The sequence below is a fragment of the Microcoleus sp. MON1_C1 genome (assembly GCF_036701945.1).
Classification (GTDB): domain Bacteria; phylum Cyanobacteriota; class Cyanobacteriia; order Cyanobacteriales; family Microcoleaceae; genus Microcoleus.
Map to the genome: position 1 here is coordinate 26,591 of NZ_JAUBRO010000016.1, position 15,637 is coordinate 42,227.

A 15,637-nucleotide genomic window follows, 5' to 3' on the forward strand; every position below is an offset into this window, starting at 1 on the left:
CACAAGAAAATTAATGTTTTGTGCAACCAGCACGCGAACTCGTTGTTTTTCGTCGTTACCACGCTCTTTTGGGCAACGAGGAAAAACTGATAAAAAATGGTAACTTGCAGCTTATGCTAATAGCGCAGCATTTGTGGGAATTAATTTTATTTCTGATTATTATAGTCGGCCCGATTCCCTTAAGCTTGTCTCTTGCCTTCGAGAATCAGAAAGAAAACAATAAGTATTCATTTCCCCATTTTCTCCTCGTAGTCTTGACGGGATGGAGTATTACACAAGTTTGTATCGGCTTGATTTTAGGAAGCGCCGATCGCCTAAATATTGCTGCGGTGATTATAGCAGAAATTTTGATTGGTGCGATCGGCTTCATCCTGATTTATACAAAAAACCAGAAAACTTTTACCTTCTCGCAGTGGCCGATTCCCCAACTCAAGCAACCTTTAGGCCCCTCAGAATTCCTAATTATTGTTGCCACCGCTGTTGCAGGATTTTTGCTGTTAAAAACTCTCGCAACCAAACCCACAACCAATTATGATTCATTGTGGTTTCACCTACCTGCGATCGCCCGATGGTATCAAACCAATTCATTTACATTATTAGATGCTGCGGGAAATTGGATTTTTGAACAAGAACAAGCCCGAGTATATCCTTACAATTGGCACGTTTTATCTGCTTTGTGTGTGCTTCCCTTCGGAGAAGATTTTCTAGCAGCTTTTCCCCTGCTAATTGCGTGGGTACTGGAGGGAATTGCAGTCTATATCTTAAGCGTAAAATTTGGAGCAAGGCGAATTCACGGTATGGCAGCAGCATCTTTAGTATTGACAGTACCGATGATGCTCAACCAAGTTAACACCATTCACCCAGACTTACCGCTAGCTGCAATATTTACAGTCGGTTTATATTTTGGTTTATCCTACCATAGCAGCAGATCGCAATCCGAACTTTCCCTATTTTTGGCAGCCACAGGAATGCTAGCCGGAATAAAAATCACGGGAATAGTCTATTCAGCCTCACTTTTAGGAGGATTAGCAATATTAGAAATTAAAAGATTCGCGGTTAATAAAAAATCTACACCAGCTAATTTTAGAATTCGCCACTTTCTCAAACCAGTGTTACTGTGCGGCATAGCTTGTTGCTTGCTTTTAGGAGGTTTTTGGTATGCGAGAAACTTGCTGCACATCAATTATCCCGTCAGCGAAGTCGGCGATATTAAAATTCCCTTAGAGCCTGTTCCCTTACCGTCTCCCATACCTGCACCACTACCTCCGGTACAGCAGCCGCCCGCTTCGCCACTTCTAAAGATTTGGCAAAGCACTTTAGCAGCTCAATTTAATCCCAGCAATATTTCCCACTGGCAAACTGTCGGCTTACAAATTATCATTAGATTGCAACTGCCCTTTCTGGCGATCGCGCTTCAGGTATTGGCAGCGCCTCTGGCTTTTATCCAGAGTAAAACCAGAAAAATTAATCAAAATAATATTATTTTAATTGTACTTCTCGCCAGTACAGGAATTCTGTATTTAATTACACCTTACACCTCCGGTACTGTCGGAGAGTCGATCGGTCAACTCAGCCCTCTACTCGGTTTTAACCTCAGATACGGATTTCCCTTTTTAAGCGTACTTGCCATCGCCGCAGCAGCTACAGCAACTCTCTTGAGAACTCAAAATCAAGTTGTTCTGGCCGTGGTTTTGGTTAGTGGTTTTTTCGGAATTACTAGCAATACAATTTTTGATTATATTAAAAATGCTTCTTTCAGCGGAGATAGTATGGTTTGGGGGAGTTTGTTGATTGACAATTTCAAGTCTAATCCAGTAGAAGTTATTAATAGTATCGTAAAAATATTACGCCCCATTTGGCAAGATATATTACCCGATCCGATATTTTATCTTGTGTCAGTGACGCTGGCTGCGATATTGTGGAAAATGAATCCTGGCTTGGGATGGCTGAATCATCTATTTCCCACCCGCAAAAAATCGATTTACATAGTGATAATTGGTGTCTGTATAGGATTGATACTAATTGGTCATTGGAGGGAAAAGCGAGATTTTGCACGCACAGAGCTGTATCGTGGTATTTACGAATATATTGATAAAAATACAGTACCAGATGAAAGAATAGGCTTCTTTTTAAGTTCGCGCAGCTACCTGTTTTACGGGAGAAATTTGGACAGAAAAGTTTTATATGTGCCGTTTAGAGCCGATCGACTTTCGGCATGGATTGACAACCTGCGGCAAAATAAAATTAGGACTGTGGGATTCGGACCCCTGACTGGGACAGACGCAGCTACTAGGAAAGCTCTATCTTGGCTGACAAGTGCCCAGGGCCCGCTGCAACCAGTTTTCGGTAAAGATTTTAATACTGAGTCGGTGCTATATCGCTTGAAAAATTAAAAGTTATTAGTTACCATGAACCAAGCTAAAACTCTATTTTCAATTATTGTTCCGACCTACAATCGACCCGATAAATTAGCGGCGTGTCTTCAGTCTTTTGTTGAAATTGAATATCCCCGCGATAAATTTCAAGTTATCGTGGTCAACGATAGCACCGAAATTTCTGTAGAAAATACAATTTCGCCTTTTCAAAATCAGCTAAATATCACACTTCTGACACAACCCAACTCCGGCCCTGCAACGGCGCGAAATACTGGATCTTTTGCGGCAGAAGGCAAATTTTTAGTGTTTACAGACGATGACTGTACTGTGGGGGTAGATTGGCTGCAAAATCTGGAAAAGCGATTTGGGGAAACACCAGATTGCTTAATCGGAGGTCGAACTGTAAACGCGCTGCCGGATAACATCTATTCTACTGCCAGCCAGCAACTGATCGATTACCTTTACAGTTACTATAATGCTATTGGCGATCGCGCGCAATTTTTCACTTCTAACAATTTTGCCCTTCCCGCTGAGGCTTTCCAAAAAATCGGCGGCTTTGACACGACTTTTTCTCTAGCGGCTGGAGAAGACCGGGAATTTTGCGATCGGTGGTTGCATTCGGGCAATGCCGCAATTTACGCTCCCGAAGTTATAGTCTATCACTCCCACGCACTAACTCTTCGCAAATTTTGGAAACAGCAATTCAATTATGGTAGAGGTGCTTTTTTGTTTCAGCAAATTATCTCGAAACGCGGGGCTAATGGGAAACTACAACATCCGTCATTTTATCTGAATTTGCTAACTTATCCATTTTTCCACGCACCGGGCTTTCAAAAGCTATTAATTGCTGCATTGTTTTTAGTTTCTCAGGCGGGAATTGCTGCGGGATTGTTTTGGGAGAAAAACAATTTTGTTGAGTAATAGATTTTTATTAATGAACCGCAGAGAGCGCAGAGAGCGCAGAGAGAGAATTAAGAGTTAGTAGGTGCGTCAGCTTTGAGCCGTCAATTATTGATATAATTAATTCGCTGCTGAGGCCTTATACAAATCAAAAACAGGCTCACCTGCCTGTTCCACAAAGAGTGAGTTTTCTTGTGGGGTTGGCAGGATAACCCGCACGTAAAAGGCTGATTGAGGAGGGTGTAAGATATCAGATATTAGCAAGGTGCGCGGTGCGTACCCACAGATTAGATAAATCCGTGTTCTGCTAAGAATTCTGGTGTAATTGTTCCCAAACTGTTGATTGTGGGGGTTTCTTCCCACGGTTCTGGAGGGGATTTTGAGCCGCTGCGGAGAAATTTGGCGACATATTTGCCCAGAATATCTGCTTCTAAGTTTACTAAACTTCCTGGTTGCAAATAGCTGAGGTTTGTCTCACCAAAACTGTGGGGAATGACAGCAACTTCAAACCAATTGCCGTCAGCATCGCAATCTGCCACGGTTAAGCTGATGCCGTTGACGGCGATACTGCCCTTGGAAACGATGTAAGGTGCGATTTGACGTTGCCATCCCGAATTTGCTGCTGGTGTGGCAGTAAACCGCATCTCCCAAGCGTTGGCGGTTTGGGTTGATGTTGCTAAAGTGCCGATCGCATCTACGTGCCCCGTCACAAAATGTCCCCCCAATTTGCTACCGGCGCGCAGGGAGGTTTCTAGGTTCACCAAAGCATCGGGGAATGATCCCAGGGTTGTGCGGCGGAGGGTTTCTGGGGAAGCGACGGCGACAAAACCTTGCGGCAGAACTTCCACTACCGTTAAACAGACTCCATCCACGGCTACGCTGTCCCCAATGGCTAAATCTTGTAAAATTGGGTAGGAGTTGTTTGATGTGCAGGAAATTTGGAAATAATCGTTGCCTAGCGACTTCAGCTTTCCGAGAGATTGAATTAGTCCTGTAAACATAAGTATTTTTCCGTAGTCGATCGCTTATTTACATCAAACCATAGGGACAAACCAGAGACAGGAGGTTTTGCCGTCCCCCTGTCCCCTGGAGTCAATCTAAAATCTAAAATCGACAGTCCCAGATCTGTTGCAGATTCAGGCGAAGATCAAGTCATACTGGATTTAGGTGATCTTTATGTCCAAGTTCTCTACTGCCTTACAGTTTCTTAATTCTATGAGGCCGATCGAATGATTGAAATGAAAGTCGCTGGAATTGCCTTAGATGCAGCCACGCGCAGTCCTATTGTCTTATTGAGAGACGCTACTGAGCGACGGGCTTTGCCTATTTATATCGGTCAGGAGCAAGCAAAGGCTATTATTAGCGCGATCGAAGGGCACAAACCTCCTCGGCCCTTAACTCACGATCTGATGGTCAATTTCTTAGAGGCATGGAGTCTTACCTTGGAGCGCATAGTTATTCACTCGCTGCAAGATAACACGTTTTATGCCGTGCTGATCGTCCGTCAGGGAGAAGTTAAAAAAGAGATCGATGCCCGACCTAGCGACGCGATCGCCCTAGCCCTGCGAACGAACTGCCCCATCTGGGTGATGGAAGAAGTCGTCGCCGATGCTTCGATACCGGTCGATCGAGATGCTGATGAGGCCGAACGCCGGGCCTTCCGGGAATTTATCTCAAACCTCCGTCCAGAGGATTTGATTAAGAGAAGCGGCTTCAGCCCGGGCGAAACTTCCTAACCTTTATGCGCTATCGACGGTTTGGCAAAACGGAGTTGCACCTGTCGGTATTTTCCTTGGGAACCATGCGCTATTTGGCTTCTGAGGAAACTGCCTGTCAGACTGTACAACAGGCGGTGTCTCAGGGAATCAATCACCTGGAAACTGCGGCTGGTTACGGTTGCAGCGAGGAATATCTTGGCGCGGCCCTTTCGGCTGGTTTGTCTGTCGATCGATCGCGCCTCCACGTCACTACAAAAATTTCCCCAACGGAGGATGCAGCAGCCATGGAACGCTGCATCGACGCATCCCTCAAACGCCTGAATTTAGACTATATCGATTGTCTGGCAATTCACGGTTTGAATACTTGGGAACATTTGGCTTGGGTGCGATCGCCCACAGGCTGCATGGAAGCTGTACGCAAAGCCCTGGCTGAGGGTCGCATTCGGCACGTCGGCTTTTCGACTCACGGGCCTCTGGATCTGATTTTGGCTGCAATAAATACAGATTTGTTTGAATTTGTCAATCTGCATTATTACTATTTTTTTCAGCGCAACGCCCCGGCAATTGAACTCGCCAAGCACAAAGATATGGGCGTTTTCATCATTTCCCCAGCCGATAAAGGAGGGCAACTCTACACGCCTCCGGAAACTCTCGCACAATTGTGCTCGCCTTTCTCGCCTTTAGAGTTGAACTATCGATTTTTACTCAGCGATACTAGGATTGGGACTCTGAGTGTGGGGGCTGCAAATGCGACAGAATTAGAGCAACCTCTGAAATATGCCGATCGCGACTTTCCCCTCACCCACGCCGAACTCGCTGCGTTCGATCGGCTAGAATCGGTTATTGCAGCCACTTTGAAAACCGACAAATGCAGCCAGTGCTATGCCTGTTTGCCTTGCCCGGAAAACATCAACATTCCCGAAGTATTGCGACTTCGCAATCTCGCCGTCGGGTGCGACATGACTGACTTTGGCAAATACCGCTACGCCATGTTTGAAAATGCCGGACACTGGTTTCCCGGCAGCAAAGGCAACCGCTGCACCGATTGTGGCGAATGTTTGCCGCGGTGTCCCGAAGAGTTAGACATCCCAACTTTGCTCAAAGATACTCACCAGCGACTGGGCGGCAAAGCAGGCAGGCGGTTGTGGGATTGAAAAAAAGGTGATGCAGGGAAAAGGCGATCGAGCGTATCTAAGTGTTGCAATAATTACGTTAAACTTTGGTTTAAGTGAATTTACTCTAGAGTCGATCGAAAAACTACTTAGCTTGCGGACTGTCTGCAGGCATTGGTGTCCACTTAACGTCTTATGTTGTACCAATCTACTGTTTGAGTTCATAGTCTTCCTGATCCCCCCTAACCCCCCAGGGACAAGAGCGTCAAAGTCCCCCTTCTTAAGGGGGATTTACGGGGAGCGAGACTCGGCTATAAACGAGAGATACAAATGGTTTTAGTCTGAAGTTGACACCCATGTCCCCTGTCTGCTCGCAACAAACTTTAAATAGGAGCCGACAGTATATGGAAAAACAACTAAATAAGACAATCTGATTGAACACCGAGAAATTGATTTATTTAAAAATATCCCAGTCATTTTCTTGCTTTATTGCCCCCGGCGAGAGCTAACAATTTTATGATGAGTGATTAAGCGAACTCGATATAAAATATAAAATCGTTCGACTGAGCGCTCACGCCGAAGTCTAAAATCTCAAATCTCAAATCTCACATTGATTCCCTTCCCGATTAATTGATGGCCTGTCATCTAAAACCGATCCCGTATTTACTACTATGGCTCATACTCAGTTAAACGACAGCCAGCCAAATTGTCTGCAGCAAACTAAAGTGGCGACTTCCGAAAGAAGATTGAAAGCAGCTTTCAAGCCGTGTACCTACAACTTATCTGTTACCAGAAAACAGCTAATCGGACTGCTGACTTTACAAACAATCTTGCCCGTCGGACTAACGGCAGCAGCACTTTGGCTAACATCGGCAGTTGGAAGCAATCAACTGCAAAATCAAGCTAAATCCGAACTGAGCCTTAGTGAAATTAACTACAATCTCCAACTCGATCGCGCCGCCGACCGTTTGCAAAACTCTTCTGACAGCAAAACGATCGCCCAAACAGCCTTAGCTTACAACAGCGGTAAACAAACAACATCAGATTTGCGAAAATCAGTCAAGCAAATTTTGGAAAATCAAGTCAAAACAGGGGAAATAGACAGCGCGGCTTTAGTGGGGAAAAACAGGCCGATTGTGGTTAGCGTCAACTCCAACCAGAAGGGAAAAAGTTTTAACCGGCAAAAAATAGTCGATCGAGTATTCGCTGCAAAACAGCCAATTACGGCTACCGAAATCCTTGCAAAATCAGAAGTTCAGGAACAATTGGGATCTTTGCCGCCCGGAAAGGGCGATCGCCCTGTTCTCCTCCGCTACGCAGGAATTCCCATAAAAGATCCAAAAACTCAGACAGTGATTGCTGCCTTAGTATTAGGAAAAATAATCAGCCAAACGTCAGTAGTTGCTAGCAGCAAAATTCTCAATTTACAGGGCGGGGGATATCAGGCTATATACGCACCGCTGGCTGACGGCAAATTTGTTTTGGCAAGTTCGCAAACATTTACAAAAAACCAACAGTTACCAGACTTGCTGGCAGAGAAATCGCTGCTGAAATCTGCACTCGCCGCCGGCGGCAAACCAGTCGCCGGACACGTACAAACAGGCAGTCAAACTTATGCAGTAGCTGCCAAATCCCTTGGCAATTTAGCGGGAAAACCCGCAGCAATTTTAGTGCGATTCATCCCCAAAACCTCGATCGAAACTTGGTGGGGCAACAACGGGCTACTGCTGGCACTGTCTGCGGCTGCCGTTGTTCCCTTCGCCTTGGGAGTTGCAGTCACCCGCCGGATTGCCAAACCCACAAACTCAGATTTATCCACAGCAGACGGGAATGGGGCATCTAACTCCACCGCCGAACCGCAGCAGCGACCCCGGAAGTTGGATCTAATTTATGACAATTTAAATTTCGGCGAATTCCCCGATTTATTCAAAAAATCGAGTTTAGATGGTCAATTAGCCGTCGATTTTCGATATAAAAAAATTGCGGGTGATCCTCTTCGACCGCTTCGGCAACGCCCGATCGCAAATCCCCACATCCCGCTCGCTTTCCAACCCCTAGAATTGCCAGAAAACTCCGTCTCAAACCACTCACGGCAGGTAAATAGACAACTAGAAAAAAGCGCGATCGCCTTAAATCTAGTCCAGGAAGCTTGGCAAGACTTAAATCGCCTCAACTTGGAATTGCAGCCAGAAATACTCGATCGCCAAAATACTCAAAAAGCCCTGCGAAAGAGCGAAGCACTGCTGCAAGCGATTTTAGACAACTCAACAGCAGTAATTTACATCAAAGATGTTGACGGAAAATACCTGCTCACAAACCGCCATTTTGACAATTTGTTCGACATCGCAAAAGAGCAAATAACAGGGAAAACCGACCGCGATATTTTTCCCCAAGACAAAGCAGCAGTTTTGCGAGAAAATGACCTGAAAGTTCTTGAATCCTCCTCGCCCCTAACCATCGAAGAAATCATCCCTCAAGACGACGGCCCGCACACTTATATTTCTCTGAAATTTCCCCTCTGCAACTCTGAAGGTAAAGCTTATGCAGTCGGTACAATTTCTACAGATGTGAGCGATCGCAAACTTGCCGAACTCACCCTAGAAAAAGCCAAAGCAGAACTAGAAATAGAAGTCGAACAGCGCACCCTATTCCTCAAACAAGCCAACGAACTCTTGCGGTTTGAACTCGCCGCCAGAGCCCGCGGCGCCATCACAGTCAGACAAATGACCGCTCAGGTAGCCCGACACGCCAGAACAGTTGACGGCATTCTAGGGGCTTCTCTTGACCTAATTTTTCTGGTAGATCGATCGGGAAAATACACCTATGTCAGCCGCACCGCCGCTCAAGCGGCCGGCCTGAACCCCAGAGAAATGATTGGCAAAACCTGGCAGGAATTAGGCTGGTCGCCAACAATTATGCAGCGGGTTCACCAAGAATGCCACGCCATATTTGTGACAGCCGAGCCCAAGAAAGGCGAAGTAATTGTCCCCACGGCAAACTGGGGAACCCGCGACTACGAGTACATTCTCAGTCCGGTTTGTGCGACAGACGGCAGCGTCGAAGCCGTAGTGGCGACACTCCGGGATATCACCGAACGCAAAGATGCGGAGGAAGCGTGGCAGTTGGCCAAAGAAGCAGCAGAACTCGCCAACCGCGCCAAGAGTGCTTTTCTGGCAAACATGAGCCACGAGTTACGCACTCCCCTCAACGCGATTATCGGCTACAGCGATATGCTGGTGGAAGATGCCGAAGAGTTAGGCAACTTAGAGGTAGTCTCGGATTTAGACAAAATTCGCACTGCTGGCAAACACTTGCTGCACCTAATTGACGACATTCTCGACATTTCCAAAATTGAAGCTGACAAGATGGAGATTTACCTCGAAAGCTTCGATGTTGGAGGCTTAATCGAGGAGGTGGTAACAACTATCAAACCGCTAATGGATAAAAACGGCAATACTTTGGAAGTATTGATCTCTGACAATATCGGCGCGATGCACGGCGATTTGATGAAAGTGCGGCAGGTAATGCTGAATTTGCTCAGCAATGCTGCTAAGTTTTGTGCTAATGGGACGATCGTGCTTGGTGTTGAAAGAATTACCAGTGAAGAATTAAAAAATAAATATCAACCGAGAGTTGCTCAAATGTTAATTTTGGATGCAGACTTTTTAATTTTTCAAGTGACGGACACGGGCATCGGCATGACACAAGAACAGCAAGAGCGACTGTTCCAACCTTTTACTCAAGCTGACAATTCAACTACTCGCAAGTACGGCGGTACGGGTTTGGGCCTGACTATCAGCCAGCGTTTTTGTCAGATGATGGGCGGCGATATTGAAGTAAGTAGCGAGTTAGATCGCGGTTCTACTTTTACTGCTTATCTGCCTGCTTCATTGTTTAAGCGCTCGGAATTTTAACATGACTGTAGTGGGGGGCTTTACCAACAATAAAAGCAAAAAAAAACAATCTAATAAACCCGCCCCCACACAACAAAAAATCGCAATGTACATCTTTTGCCTCTAATAAAATGTAAGGTTGATGTAGGTTATGTGCTGTGCGCGGGCGGGTTTTCTAGATGGCGAGTTTCCCACATAAATGGTTGGTAAAATGCGGCCCTACGGGAAATATATAAAAAATAAAACACTAATTATGAAATACGATGTTTATCCCCGCAATAATGGCATTTTGACAAAAAGTTTATTTTTGTTCCTTATGGCGGGTTCTTCGTGCTTCGGAGCCTTGCTGTGGGGACAATCTGCCGCATATTCCCAGCAGCCGAGCTGCCCGACTGGCAACGCTGCTAATTTCCCGCCGCCCCCGCTTTCGCAAACCGAAAAAAGTGTGCCGAGTCTGTGGTTAGCTCAAAAACTCTATGGCGGAAAATTGCTCGATCGCTGGTTTGTCGATCCCGGCAATACTTGGGTAATTATCATAGTCAACCGCCAACTTTGGAGTTTGCTCGATTATATGGAACGCTATCAGTTTGTTAACCGCTTTGGCACTGTCGCCAACGATTATGGTTACAATGTGCGAGTTTGCAACCGTCAAGGCACTGCTTTGGCAGTTTATTCGTGCCAGGGCGATCGGCTTAACTGTCGCATTGATTTAGAATCTCTCTCAAATCCGGGTATTCGAGGAAGGGTGAAAGGATTTTAGTAGGGTGCGTCAGTCGCGAGTAATTTTCTGGATAATCGATAAATCAAGAGCTGACGCACTCTACATTTTAACTTCTCACTACTTGCCTAGTTTCTTGCCAGAGCGATCGATATTGCTGAATCCCCGCATCCCCAAACGGCAGCAGAAAGTCGCTAGCAGCAAGAATCTTCGCATCCGGCAACAACACAGGATTAGTGCGAACAGCTTCCGGCAAATCTTCGGGTTTCATGCCGACAATTATCGGCGAACTAGCCTTAGCGAGCAAAGATAATTGAGGAGCAACCCGAGGTTGTAAGCAAAAATCAATCCATTTTTCCACTAAAGAAACTGGATTCCCTGATGCTGGTTGTACCCACAAATCTGTCCAAAGCGCAGTTCCCGAAACCGGAATTACTAAAGCAATATCCTTTTGAGTTTGCAGCAGTGGCAGCAAGTCCCCAGAGGAACCTACTGCCAACCAAGTATCGCCTAAAATTAATGGTTGCAGGTAAGAGTCAGAACTATAAAGTTTAACTTGTTGGTGCAAATTTGCGAGTTCTTTTTTGAGATTTGGGACTTTATCTAATTGCTGCGTATTGTAAGATTTCCCTAGTTTTTTTAATGTTAAACCGATAACTTCTCTGGGACTGTCTGGCAGAGAAATTCGATCGCGCAATTCTGATCGCCACAAGTCTTTCCAATCTGTCGGAGTCCACCCCAAAGCCTTAAATTTGTCGGTTCGATAAGCAATTACCGTAGTTCCCCAGCGGTAAGGTGCAGCCCACACTTTACCTTGAGGATCTAATTTACCCTCATCGTTGCGCCTGACGAGTTTTTGCCATCTTTCGGGCAATTGTGGCCAATTAGCAAACTTAGCAGGATCGATCGGCTTAATCAATTTTTGCCTAATTGCCAAAGTCAGCCAGTAATCTCCCAACATCACCAAGTTAGCTTGATTTTTTGATTCGGGAACTTGTTTCCACTCCTGCAACAGGGCGAATAATTCTTTTAATTGTCCTTCTTGCGTTACCTGCAAAAGCGGAGACGGTTGTACATCGCGGCTAAATTTGCTTACCAGTTGGGCCGGAATACCGTTTTTGAGCGATCGAATTTTGAGAATGGGCTTCGAGTCGCACCCTGCCGCCAATTGACTTAAAGTTAGGGTGGCGGCCCCCAATAGCAAAGACCTTCGTTTCACCTGTCAATCCGCTTTTCTAAATATTGACCCATCGTTTTGTGTTCTACAGCCCGGGAAATAATTATTTGTCGAGTCCGGTAGTTGGCGCCGATTTGTCTTATTTCTTTGTCAAACACAGAGCCATTGTACTCGGTTCTGCTGCGCTCTGAGTCTGTTTGACTCTTGCCCTGATTTTACCTTCTACCTTGTCGATCGAGCTTTCCGATGCCGAAAACTCCCTCAACTTAACGCCTAATTTCTCTGCCCCAAGTTCCTTTGAGCCAGTTTGGCTCGCCAGCCGGGTCGATCGACTGCATCTGTGTTACATTTTTTAATATAACGAAACAACGAGAGCGCTGCCATCTGCCGTTGGATGACGCTTTTTACACAACCGAAGTAAAAAATCCTTTTTAAATCGGTGACAGCTTAATAACTAAAAAAACTAAAAACCCACTCATCTGAATCCTGAAAGCACTGGCGAGAGCGAAGTCAATCTAATAGTACGCTCTGCGATCCCACTCTCAGAAACCCGACGTTTTAACTCTGATTGAAGGTTTGAACGAAGAATCGGGGTTAACCAACCCGGTTCCTGTGTTCAAGACTATCTAAAACCTAAAATCTAAAATCTACAATCGACTCACGAATGAGGATCGATTATCTTCAAGCTGGCTCCCTAAATCTACCGTCAGGATTAGGAACACAACAATTACGTCAAAAATTAAATAATTTAGTGATAAATCCAAGTTATGTAAAGATTTACCTAAAATGTAAAGATATTAAGTTACGAGCCAAAGGATGATTGTATGGAAGCGCTCCGCCAGCAAGTTACAGTATTGAGCCAACAAGTCGAGGCCCTCTACAAACTCATAGAAAACCTCAATGAAAAGCTCTTGGAGTCGGCCAAGGAGACGAAGCTGACCCAGCAACAGAGAAACGATCGCTCTGGAACGGTAGGAAATGACAAAACCTCGCCCTATCAAAGCTACAGCAGTCTCGACGGCCTCCTCGAACACAAAGACATACTGTTAGATGACAGCTACTTCGACAAGAATTCTCAAAGCTTGGAAAAAGAGCTGAGCGCAGAGATTCAAATCCAGCGCTTAACAGCTCAGCTAACAGCAGCTTACAATCGAATTGCCGCCTTGGAAGAACAGTTGCTCTCGAAAAGAATGCACTCGCAACATCTAGGCGGGCCTAATTAAATATTGCTAGCGGGGATCGGGTACTAATCAAAAAAAAATACAAGTTGCGTTGATTTATGCTCGTCTACTTATAGATTCATTGCATAGAGTTTTTTATCTCCCGCAATTAGCAGGGGGAATACTGCATCAAAGTCAGATATTGTGTAGAAAATTCTGTAAATCTGAGAGCATAAATGCTACAGAAAGTGATATAATTATTCAGCCCAAACAAAGCTGGGTGAGCAGGACAACCATGTTCGCAGCTCGATCGCCGCATCTGAATTTTTAATGTTTAATTCCTAACATTCCTGGACGCACAGAAAACAAAAAACCCGGTTTGCGAGTGTATTCGTCGCTGCAAAACCCCAATATTTTGAGTAAAAACCGGGTTTTTTGCCTCCAGGACTCTCTAATGTTTAATTTCACACCGCGAGGCTAAAGCTTCAACAGCTTGAAGGAGTTGAGTTGGAGTCCAATTTGCAGCCAGGCCACTGGCGATCGCACAGGCTCCCGCACCGACACCTTCTTTAACATAGCCGCGATCGTAAGCTTGCAGTTGCCCGTAGCGAGATCCAGCAAAACTTAGCTGCGCGGCCAACAGAGGCACACCGCCGATATCATTAGCGAGTCCTACAGTGTCTCCTGTAGGGTCTTCGGCCACCCAGCGCGTAGTCCCCACCGCAACTTGTTCGGGACTCCATACTAGAGCATATTCACGGGCTAAGGCTTGCATCAAAGCGTACACTGCCAGCATTTGCGTGCCCCCAGCCAGAAGCACCCCGCAAGTCCGACTCGCCGCGATCGCCATTGCCGCCACCGCTATTTGCATCGGATCGCCCACCGCCGCTACCAATTCTAAGGAAGTGCTGTTTTGTCCGCCAATTTCCCACTCCGCATTATTGAGTCCCGCTGTCACCGCAGCCAATTTTTGAGCGTGATTGCAGCGAGGATGAGAACTATTAACTTTGCCCGCCGCTGCAATACCCAAACCCATTAACACGCCCAAAGCAGTAGTCGTTCCCCCAACTACGCACTCCCCTAAAATTAAATAGCTGCCATTAGTTTGAGCAGCCAATTTAGCTCCCCAAATTAATCCTTGTTCGAGCAAATGTTTGACTGTTTCGAGTTCTAAAGCATTCCCAGAAATCAGACACTTTGCCGGAGTGCCGCCCAAATCAATTGCAGGTACCGGAGGTGGGAGGGGCAAACCAGCATTAAATAGGTAAAGGGGAAGTTCCAAAGCTTCGACTACAGCGCGAGATATCAATACTGGGGAGGCACCCGCTTCTAGGGGCGGCAAAGGATATTGGGGGGATGCTTGGGGGCCGTTATACAAAAATTCTGCATCGGCTAAACAAGTAAATTGTCGATCGTGCGGCGTTGCTCCTGCTGCTGAAATCCCCGGAATTAAGCCAGTAGCGGTAAATCCTAACACGCAGGCAAATATCGGTTTTCGTCCCCGATAGCGATCGAGCCACCGCTCGCCCTGTTGAATTTCTGTATAAATACCAATCATAAATTAGTCATTAGTCAGTAGTCATTAGTCATTAGTCAGCAGTCATTTGACCTCTGCAATAATTATTGTGGAACAGGCATCCTGCCTGTTCAAGACTTGCTTTTCAGGAGAGGTCTCTTAGTTATTAGTCATTAGTTATTTAGTAGCAATTAGCAATTAGCAATGCCCGATCCCCCATGCCCAATAACTACTCTTCATAATCGATCAAAACTTGCACCCAGCTTGGCGGTCGCGGAATTGGATTTCCCAAACGATCTAATAGCAGCAAAGCTACTAAATGCACTACAAATAAATAGACAATATTGTTAACCAAAATCATCCCGGCGGCGATCGCCCCAATTGTGTTCAAACTCGGTACATTAAGCCAGCCCAGCTTCACAAAAACCCATTCCACCATCTCTGTTACCTGGGCGGTTACGTAAACCCATAGATCTTGGCCCACCAACGCTGACAGCAGCCAAAACCGAAAAAAGAAGCCGACAGTACCAATTAGCGCGCCCACACTAATAGAGAGTGACCAACTCGCTTTACGCCTCCAAAGTCCTCCTAGCGCAACTCCCATAATTCCAAAAGGCATCACGTATAAAATGCTCCGCGTCGGGCCCATGAGTACCGACAGCAGCAAACCCGATACCAAAGCTGCCATCCAAGCTGCTCGGTTGCCCCAACGCAAGTAAACTAGGGCGATGGGTATCGGGAAAAAAACCCGCAGCAAAGGCCCCAGCGGAAAGTAATAATTTACCAGCCAAATTAAGCTAGCCGTACTTGCTAAAAAAGCCGTTTCTACCAGCCTTAAAGGCGCTTCCCCAGAGGCGCGCTTCCCCGGATCGGGATTGGTGCGATCGCCAGCCATTGCTGAAATATCGGCGGTTTGCGGCTCGTTATTTGTACTGGGTGAACTACCCGAATTAGACGCAGCGTCTGCTGAAAAAAAATCACTCATCCGATTTTAGATTTTAGATTTTAGATTTTAGATTTTACGGAACCTGCGCCCGATACGGCTGATTCCCGATTTTAGATTTTAGA

11 protein-coding genes and 1 pseudogene are annotated in these 15,637 nt (G+C 45.9%); 7 read left to right on the top strand and 5 right to left on the bottom strand.

The window, feature by feature from the left end; translation table 11 throughout:
- The first annotated feature begins 20 nt into the window (after nucleotides 1-20).
- Together QUA62_RS11290 and QUA62_RS11295 are read left to right on the top strand one after the other, a co-directional pair.
- Entirely contained in the window at nucleotides 21-2,393 is a 2,373-nt protein-coding gene (locus QUA62_RS11290; RefSeq protein WP_333404009.1) for a hypothetical protein, read from the top strand.
- Between the two features lie 15 nt (nucleotides 2,394-2,408).
- Nucleotides 2,409-3,296, top strand: coding sequence for a glycosyltransferase (locus QUA62_RS11295; protein ID WP_333404011.1), 888 nt, complete (start codon nucleotides 2,409-2,411; stop codon nucleotides 3,294-3,296).
- 266 nt (nucleotides 3,297-3,562) lie between these two features.
- Here the strand turns inward: QUA62_RS11295 and ribE are convergent, their stop codons facing one another.
- On the bottom strand, nucleotides 3,563-4,276 hold the full coding sequence (gene ribE / locus QUA62_RS11300; protein WP_333404013.1) for a riboflavin synthase: 714 nt from the start codon (nucleotides 4,274-4,276) through the stop codon (nucleotides 3,563-3,565).
- Between the two features lie 228 nt (nucleotides 4,277-4,504).
- Between ribE and QUA62_RS11305 the strand changes: the two genes are divergently transcribed.
- The 4 genes from QUA62_RS11305 (at nucleotide 4,505) to QUA62_RS11320 (ending at nucleotide 10,758) form a co-directional block, all read left to right on the top strand.
- Nucleotides 4,505-5,011 carry a bifunctional nuclease family protein gene (locus QUA62_RS11305; protein ID WP_006635481.1) on the top strand — a complete coding sequence of 169 codons (507 nt, stop codon included), beginning with the start codon at nucleotides 4,505-4,507 and terminating at the stop codon, nucleotides 5,009-5,011.
- 5 nt (nucleotides 5,012-5,016) lie between these two features.
- On the top strand, nucleotides 5,017-6,147 hold the full coding sequence (locus tag QUA62_RS11310) for an aldo/keto reductase (RefSeq protein WP_333404015.1): 1,131 nt from the start codon (nucleotides 5,017-5,019) through the stop codon (nucleotides 6,145-6,147).
- Nucleotides 6,148-6,776: 629 nt separating this feature from the next.
- Nucleotides 6,777-10,019 carry a PAS domain-containing protein gene (locus tag QUA62_RS11315; RefSeq protein WP_333404017.1) on the top strand — a complete coding sequence of 1,081 codons (3,243 nt, stop codon included), beginning with the start codon at nucleotides 6,777-6,779 and terminating at the stop codon, nucleotides 10,017-10,019.
- Nucleotides 10,020-10,251: 232 nt separating this feature from the next.
- A complete protein-coding gene (locus tag QUA62_RS11320; RefSeq protein WP_333404019.1) occupies nucleotides 10,252-10,758 on the top strand; it encodes a hypothetical protein in 507 nt (168 codons plus the stop codon).
- 67 nt (nucleotides 10,759-10,825) lie between these two features.
- On the opposite strand, the gene QUA62_RS11325 is transcribed toward QUA62_RS11320, so the two are convergent.
- Nucleotides 10,826-11,935 (bottom strand): extracellular solute-binding protein, encoded by a 1,110-nt coding sequence (locus QUA62_RS11325; protein WP_333404021.1) that lies wholly within the window; start codon nucleotides 11,933-11,935, stop codon nucleotides 10,826-10,828.
- A pseudogene (locus QUA62_RS11330) lies at nucleotides 11,932-12,060 on the bottom strand (phycobiliprotein lyase); the annotation flags it as partial. The pseudogene QUA62_RS11330 and the gene QUA62_RS11325, both read right to left, overlap by 4 nt.
- A gap of 657 nt (nucleotides 12,061-12,717) precedes the next feature.
- Here QUA62_RS11330 and QUA62_RS11335 point away from each other — a divergent pair.
- Nucleotides 12,718-13,116 carry a hypothetical protein gene (locus QUA62_RS11335; RefSeq protein WP_333042890.1) on the top strand — a complete coding sequence of 133 codons (399 nt, stop codon included), beginning with the start codon at nucleotides 12,718-12,720 and terminating at the stop codon, nucleotides 13,114-13,116.
- A 388-nt stretch (nucleotides 13,117-13,504) separates the two neighbouring features.
- Here QUA62_RS11335 and cobT read toward each other — a convergent pair whose 3' ends face one another.
- Both cobT and QUA62_RS11345 read right to left on the bottom strand, forming a co-directional pair.
- Entirely contained in the window at nucleotides 13,505-14,611 is a 1,107-nt protein-coding gene (gene cobT / locus QUA62_RS11340) for a nicotinate mononucleotide-dependent phosphoribosyltransferase CobT (protein ID WP_333404025.1), read from the bottom strand.
- Between the two features lie 187 nt (nucleotides 14,612-14,798).
- Nucleotides 14,799-15,554, bottom strand: coding sequence for a DUF2232 domain-containing protein (locus tag QUA62_RS11345; RefSeq protein ID WP_190663939.1), 756 nt, complete (start codon nucleotides 15,552-15,554; stop codon nucleotides 14,799-14,801).
- Between the last annotated feature and the right edge of the window lie 83 nt (nucleotides 15,555-15,637).

Bases quoted from the DNA above. Each gene is read 5' to 3' on its own strand.
- QUA62_RS11295 (WP_333404011.1), top strand. From the start codon at position 2,409: ATGAACCAAGCTAAAACTCTATTTTCAATTATTGTTCCGACCTACAAT.
- ribE (WP_333404013.1), bottom strand. From the start codon at position 4,276: ATGTTTACAGGACTAATTCAATCTCTCGGAAAGCTGAAGTCGCTAGGC.
- QUA62_RS11305 (WP_006635481.1), top strand. From the start codon at position 4,505: ATGATTGAAATGAAAGTCGCTGGAATTGCCTTAGATGCAGCCACGCGC.
- QUA62_RS11310 (WP_333404015.1), top strand. From the start codon at position 5,017: ATGCGCTATCGACGGTTTGGCAAAACGGAGTTGCACCTGTCGGTATTT.
- QUA62_RS11315 (WP_333404017.1), top strand. From the start codon at position 6,777: ATGGCTCATACTCAGTTAAACGACAGCCAGCCAAATTGTCTGCAGCAA.
- QUA62_RS11320 (WP_333404019.1), top strand. From the start codon at position 10,252: ATGAAATACGATGTTTATCCCCGCAATAATGGCATTTTGACAAAAAGT.
- QUA62_RS11335 (WP_333042890.1), top strand. From the start codon at position 12,718: ATGGAAGCGCTCCGCCAGCAAGTTACAGTATTGAGCCAACAAGTCGAG.
- cobT (WP_333404025.1), bottom strand. From the start codon at position 14,611: ATGATTGGTATTTATACAGAAATTCAACAGGGCGAGCGGTGGCTCGAT.
- QUA62_RS11345 (WP_190663939.1), bottom strand. From the start codon at position 15,554: ATGAGTGATTTTTTTTCAGCAGACGCTGCGTCTAATTCGGGTAGTTCA.